This is a genomic window from Ureibacillus chungkukjangi, assembly GCF_003217295.1.
Classification (GTDB): domain Bacteria; phylum Bacillota; class Bacilli; order Bacillales_A; family Planococcaceae; genus Ureibacillus; species Ureibacillus chungkukjangi.
In genome coordinates this window covers 1-6,825 of record NZ_QJTJ01000055.1, presented here as the reverse complement: position 1 = coordinate 6,825, position 6,825 = coordinate 1, and the positions used below count along the sequence as shown (strand labels likewise).

Genomic DNA, 6,825 nt, shown 5'->3' with positions numbered 1-6,825 from the left:
TCGTTATAAGGAGTCAATTATTCAGAATTAAATTTCGTTGGCAAGTGGTTACATTTTTGATTGCCGTTTAATGCATTTTTTGCTTGCCAAATACACTATACACAAAAAAGGGGAAACGATTCTCAAATGATGGGTTGGAAACATTCAAAAAGCCACGAAACGCATTCATATCAACGTGCTTCGTGGCTTTTATATATTATTACTCAAACCTTTCTTTTCCCCCTTTTTCGTGTAAGGAATTTTTCCCGTGAGTTCAAATTTTCTGATAGTTATTCTTAATATAGCAATTTTCCTAAAGAAAAAGCTCAATCTATATTGCCCTGATAGTAATTCCAATAATAAATATTATAGCTAATACAATAACTCGTTTCTCATTTACTTATCTCTTTATTGACAATGGCTTGTTCTAACCTGACCGATAGTTAAGTCTTTAAAAACGCACCTAAATTTTAACTAAACTCCTATTCTATAAAGAAATTCACCGATTGAATACATTATAGATGTAAAGGGTAGTACAACAAAATAAAAAACCAAACCGCAACTTGAATGCAGGATTAACAGCTGGATTGACTCCAGTAGCAAAACTTTTAAGCTTTAGAAAGAGTTAAGGTTAAAAAATTCACTGTAAAAGACCTTGTTCCAGAATCGGGAGCTTATATATAGTATCGTGGAAAAAAATGAGGTTCTATCGAACCTCATTCAATGTTTACATGTAATTAAAGATATGGATAACTTTAATTTATTTCATTATAAATTGCTGCCCAATCGACCTTTAATTGTTCTTTCAATTTCTTATTTTCCTCTTCGAGATGCTTCACTTTCTTTCGAAGTGATTCAATCACCACATCTTTAGAGGAATCTGTCATATTTCGTTTAACTTGATTTGGTGTATCCAATTTTTCTTCCTGTTTTCTTAATGTTTCAATTCTAGATCTAATCTCGCTGTATTTATATAAAAAAGGCTTTGAAACTCCTGATTTTACTGATACAGAATTAAAATTTATCTTCTCTTTCTGCTTAATCATCTCTCTAATGGTGCTTTCAACCTTTTGCTTTGTTTTTTGCTTCTTTTCTTCAATACTTCGAAGCAGTGGTTCTGTTTTTGGATTTTGATTTGCCATTATATTTCATCCTTTTCTATGTTCAGTTTCTCGCTTCTCTTTTTGTTTTAGGAAGTCCATAAACCCCACCATTATTTATAATTCCATCTCTAATTTCTTTATACTTTTTCAACTTTGGCTGAATAATTTCAATTGACCTGTTTCTACCTGACTTTTGATATATCTCAATATCCGATTCAATTTTAAGAATTTGATCGTTATAAAAATCCAGGAACGTATGATCGACATGGAAACTGCGACAGTTGTTTTTTATACAAGGTGGTTCTAAAGTTTGTTCCAAAAAGTCGCAATTATTTTTGGGACTTTTAATACAAAAACCGTGATCTAACCGAACGGAATCCAAATTATGGCGTAACCATTCTAACTCTAATCCATTTTGATCTGCTTGTTCTTCCATACTAGTAGCGGTAATTGTGCCTCCTGGATTCAATCTTACAGCACCGTTACTTGTTGCTTTCTCCCATTCTTTCCGAAGCGTTTTATCATGAATCTTGGCGTACACTAGTGTCATTTCCGGGCTCGCATGAGCCATTAGCTTTTGTACATGCAAAATATTCATACCGTTGTTAATAAGGTTAACTCCATAACGATGTCTAAATGCATGAGCTTTACATCGATAAACGTTACCTTTGTCGTCAACTATATTATTCTCAAAAGCTAGTTTGTTTAAATTATTTACTACATTGTCCCTAGAAATCGGTTGACCTTTTCTTGTGCCATGATAAGTAGGAAATAAATAATTTAAAGGATTTGTTTCTGTAGTAGATTTTTCTCTCGTTAATTTTTGTTGAGAAAGTACTACACTGGCTATTTCCTCCGAAATTGGAACACGATGATTTTTCTCTTTTACTTTACGCTGATCACCGATAATCCACCAACCATCTTCTTTTTGAATCAAGCAATCTATTTTCAAAGTACAGATATCTGAAATTCTAAAACCCGTTGCTTCTAATAAGATTACAAGTGGAATAATATCTTGTGGAAGTTTATCTATATGAAACATTAATTGATCCCAAACAAAATCAGATATGTACTTGATTGGGCCGGATGCCTTTGGGGGTAATCGTGGTTTATCATCAGGTACAATTAGAAAGCCTGCGGGCTTTTTAGGAGCTTCATCCCATTCATATCTTTGGATATATACAATAAATGTTTCTAATACAGATATTGAGCGATGAATGTGATTATCAGATGGAGTTTGACCTTTATGAACACTATCTCCACCCATAGGGGAAGTTCGCAAGAAATATATATAACCCTCTATATCGCTTCTGCTTAGTTCAATCAATTCTTTCCAATTTGGATATTGCTTATATGTATTTTGCAAGAGAAAAGTGCAGAGATTTGCAACGAGAAATGCAGAGTGTTGCCACCCAATATATTTACAATTTTTTTGAAAGTGCGTTCGCTAATCGAAAACTTGATCCTGTGTATGAGATAATATGTGCATGATGAATCAAGCGATCTACTAACGCAGCTGTCAGTCGCGAATCGGAGAAAACACGATTCCACTGGCTAAATTCAAGATTTGATGTGATAATCAAACTTTTTTGTTCATAACACTCTGAGATTATTTGAAAAAGTAGCTCTGCACCATCTTTTCCAAATGGGAGATAACCCATTTCATCTAAAATGATTAAATCAACTTTCTCTAGTTTTTTTCGAAAGCTTGTTAATCGGCCATTGGCCAGTGCAGATTCTAGTTCCTCTACTAGATGAGACACACGATAAAAACGTACTTCAAATCCTCTTTCACATGCCCGTCTTCCTAAAGCTGAGGCTAAATGTGTTTTCCCTGTACCAGGAGATCCAACCAAAATTACATTTTCTTTTCGTTTAATAAAATCTAAATTCATCAATTCTTCTTTACTCAGATGGTGCGGTAAACTGATATCCTTATGCCATTCATAATTCTCTAAAACTTTATAATCTAGAAAGCGTGCTTTTTTAATATTTCTTGCTGCTCTGGCTTGCTCTCGTCCATCACGTTCCTTTAATAATAATTGGTGGACGAATTCATTTGGCGTTGTAAATGGAACATCTTCAAATCCTTCTGCTATATGAGCTAGACGTAGTTGCTTACATAATTGATCAATGGTTTCCTTCATGATTCACACCTCCAATGGGTTGTAATGCATCATACTGTGACCACTCGACATCGTAAGGATTTGATACAACTTCATCATTCTTTGAAATCAGTTCGTAGAACTGTTCATTGATTCCTTTCATATCATACTGTACTAATAACGTAATAATTTCATTGATACGTTGTTTTCTTAGAGACAGAGAGGGTGTTAGTAAGTATTCACGTACTCTTGCAGGTAAATACTCACGATAGCGTGAATGTCCGACCACTCGTGGTTTATATACCCAATCTTTTAAGATATCCTTCCAGGGAATTAATCTACGTTTTCTCATATAGGGTCTTGCATCGCTTAATAGTACTTCACCTTCGTTGGTAATAACCTTAAATTCATTCCAAAATGTGATGCAATACAGCTGACTATAGTTCTTTGCTTTCGGTACATGAATAAGATGTTGATCTAATTTGAACTCATTGTATTTATTAAATTTGATTGTCGTTTGTTTAAATACTGAATAATCATTATCTGGTAATTTAAGCAATTGCTTTTGTTCGCATGCCCAAAGGTCTTCGATTATCGCTTCTTTTCGGTAGTGCATTCTCTTTCTATCTATTAAAAACTTTTGATAGAGTTGTTCCGTCAGGTCATCAAAATCCTTGATAACAGGTGGTACACTAAAAAAGTTATACCTTACATAGCCGACTTTTCTTTCGACATTTCCTTTTTCATGGCCACTTCGTGGATTACATACCTGTACTTTAAATCCATAATGATTTTTAAATGCCATGAATTCATCTGTTAATTGTGCCTCGCCTTCAGATCCACGTACCTTTTTAACCGCAGGTGTTAAGTTATCAATTCGAATGCTTAACGGAATACCTCCAGCTTGTTTAAATAGTAGCTTTAGACCACTTAGAAAGCACTCTTGATTTTCAGAGGGAAGAGGTACTACAAAACCGGTATTACTTGCTGGGAATGACATAATTAATGCATGTACATCAACGATTTCACCTTCATGTACAGCCTCCATTACACCAAAATCCACTTGAGCTTCACCTTCTGGATGAGCTAATCGTTCGTATCCTTTCGATTGTTCGTCATCCCTTGCAGCTTTACAATTTACAATAAAGTCGCAGACTGTTCGATAAGACCCTGGAAACCCTAATGCTACTAGTTCCTCATGCATTTGCTTATTTGTTCGCCTTAGTTTTTTCTTCACCTTCGAATCCTCTTCTAACCAATCTAGAACTATTTCTCCCCAACGTTCTTCATACATCATTCTTTTTTTTAGAAATGTTTTCTCTTGAGGAAGTTGATCCCCATCCCCATATTTCTTTGCTGTTCTCCAATTTATATCTAATGTATCCGCAATTTGGCTAATAGATAGTCCTTTTTCGTTTCTTAAAGTTTTGATACAATTAACTTCAGACATTGCTAGCATCCTTTCATTCCTCCACTGATGAGATTCGACACCTTTACAGTAGAGTGACTTGGGGTGGCTGGCAAGTCTTTTTTTGTGGCACTAAAAAAGTGCTAGACTCTGTACAAATACGTTGCAATAGTCTGCACTTTTATTTTGCAATAAACAGCTTATAAATATACTTAAAGAATTCTTGTAGCTTTGCCATAGTTTGTATGGCTGAACCCCAACTTAAACTCTCTTGTATAAGAACTCGCTTTTGGATATATCTTTTTGCCAAATTTCGAAAGGGCATTGGTATGGAAGTGAAATTTATAACATAACTATAACTACTATTATTGTAATCAATATCTAGTTTCCGAACATCCCAAATATCTTTCTCTGTTTCCTGTCGCTGATCATACCAGTCTAGAAAAAATGAATAAATTCGATTGTATAACTGGAGGTAGCCCTTTACTGTGAAGTTGCTTTTTCCATGTTCAAGGAGATAGGTTTTATAGTGAATTGAAAATTTCTCGTAAGGGATGTCTAGAATAGAGCCAATATCAGAATAAAATCGCAAGATAAAATCTTGTAATCTATTGATTGCACTAGAATTACTCCAGACTGTCACCATATTTATTTCTGAATTAGTTAACCGTTTGAAGAAATAATATTTTAACTCATTTTTAATTCTTGGATTTAATGTGTCCTTGAATTTTATTGATTGTTTTTTTATTTTTGCTCCTTTTTTGTAGAGTGGGCAATCTAATGGATCCCATTGATCATTTTTCCAATATCCACTTAACTCTTGCATAACTTTCTCATAACTTAGAGCTAACGCCTGTTGTTCAGAAGTTTTATTTAAAATCATTTTCTTTATTGTCACCTTTCATCTTGTCATGTGCTTTCTTCCACTCTTTTCGTATAGTGTCATCTGTAGGGTGAACATACGTATTTATTGTCGTTTGAACGTTCGAATGACCCAATAACTTTTGTATTATTGATATTTCAACCCCTTGTTCGTGAAGCTCAGTGGCATAAGTATGCCTTAACATATGGGGAGTAATATCAATCTGAGTTTTTTTCCTGATGCGTTTTATTACATCGTAAGCTGCTTGATAATTTAATGGTTCGCCCTTATTAGGGCCAGTTAAATTTATAAATACATAGTTGGTATCTGCATCATGATAATCAATCAGGTAATCTTGAAAAACATTCATTGTATCGCCAGATACATATATTCTTCTTCCTTTACCACTTACAGTTTTAGATTCTCTTACTTGAATGGAGGTAGAGCCGATATCAAAGTCCTCAATCCATAAAGATAACGCCTCACCAATTCTAAGGCCACCTTCATACAAAATCCGAACCAATAAGGCGTCTCGAATATTGCTACACGAATCATGAATAGATTGAATCTGATCTTTTGTGAGCGTTAAAACTTCTCTTCGTGGTTCTTTGATTTTTAATATGTTTTTATCATGTGGCTTACCCCTTGAAATATGATGTAGAAAGGGTTTGAATGATCGATGATTACCAATCACTTGTTTCTTTGTTTTTTCGGATAGGTCTTTTTCATAGTCTTCAATTCTCATCAGGTAATCGTAGAAACTCTGAACACAGGTCATCATCGTATTAACTGTTCGCTCGGATCTTCTTGCTTTTGTTTGTTGAAATTGAACTACTTTAGTAGATTGATAAGGGCTTCTAAGCCAAGAAATATACTCCGCCAGGAGGTCAAGATCTACTTCCTTGTACTCTTTTTCTTTTTCGTTTAAAAATTGAAAGTAAAACTTTAAATAATGACAATATGACTTTAATGTATTTTCCGCTTTTCCAATGTTATCTAGATATTTAAGAAACTTTAAAACAGGAACAACAGGTTTGTTATCCCCATCAATTAGCAAATATCTCTTTCTGTCATCAATTAAAACCTCTTGCACTTTCATCAACATCACCTCCAGATACAATAGTGCTATAATTTTTTTATTCTATCTATGAAAACTATGTTTACTATATTTTTCTACTCAATATATGTTGTAAATAAAGAAACAAAAAAAGCGTAGTATTTAACGTTATTAACGATAAATACTACGTACTGGTATACTACATATAATGGCCCGATTGTTTCTGTAATGCTTTAACATTTATAACGGTAATTTTAATAGACTACATGCTAGTAGGTAGCTTTTTTAATTAGGTTAATTAAGATATAATT

General features: G+C 33.9%; 6 protein-coding genes. All 6 read right to left on the bottom strand.

The window, feature by feature from the left end; genetic code table 11:
• Window positions 1-734 precede the first annotated feature (734 nt).
• The 6 genes from BJ095_RS18500 to BJ095_RS18475 all read right to left on the bottom strand — a co-directional run bounded on the left by BJ095_RS18500 (window position 735) and on the right by BJ095_RS18475 (window position 6,556).
• The gene (locus tag BJ095_RS18500; protein ID WP_036179320.1) at window positions 735-1,121 is read right to left on the bottom strand and encodes a DUF6262 family protein; all 387 of its coding nucleotides are present in this window, start codon (window positions 1,119-1,121) and stop codon (window positions 735-737) included.
• A gap of 22 nt (window positions 1,122-1,143) precedes the next feature.
• Complete coding sequence (locus BJ095_RS18495; RefSeq protein WP_235867713.1) at window positions 1,144-2,448, bottom strand: tyrosine-type recombinase/integrase; 1,305 nt, start codon at window positions 2,446-2,448, stop codon at window positions 1,144-1,146.
• Window positions 2,449-2,503: 55 nt separating this feature from the next.
• Window positions 2,504-3,229, bottom strand: a complete 726-nt coding sequence (gene istB / locus BJ095_RS18490) for an IS21-like element helper ATPase IstB (protein WP_036180369.1) — start codon at window positions 3,227-3,229, stop codon at window positions 2,504-2,506.
• Window positions 3,213-4,646: an IS21 family transposase gene (gene istA, locus BJ095_RS18485; RefSeq protein WP_036180366.1), complete on the bottom strand. Its 1,434-nt coding sequence runs from the start codon at window positions 4,644-4,646 to the stop codon at window positions 3,213-3,215. Before istA ends, istB begins: the two co-directional genes overlap by 17 nt.
• A gap of 130 nt (window positions 4,647-4,776) precedes the next feature.
• Entirely contained in the window at window positions 4,777-5,478 is a 702-nt protein-coding gene (locus tag BJ095_RS18480) for a hypothetical protein (protein WP_036180364.1), read from the bottom strand.
• Window positions 5,465-6,556: a tyrosine-type recombinase/integrase gene (locus tag BJ095_RS18475; RefSeq protein ID WP_036180362.1), complete on the bottom strand. Its 1,092-nt coding sequence runs from the start codon at window positions 6,554-6,556 to the stop codon at window positions 5,465-5,467. The genes BJ095_RS18480 and BJ095_RS18475 overlap by 14 nt, the downstream gene beginning before the upstream one ends.
• Window positions 6,557-6,825: the final 269 nt, after the last annotated feature.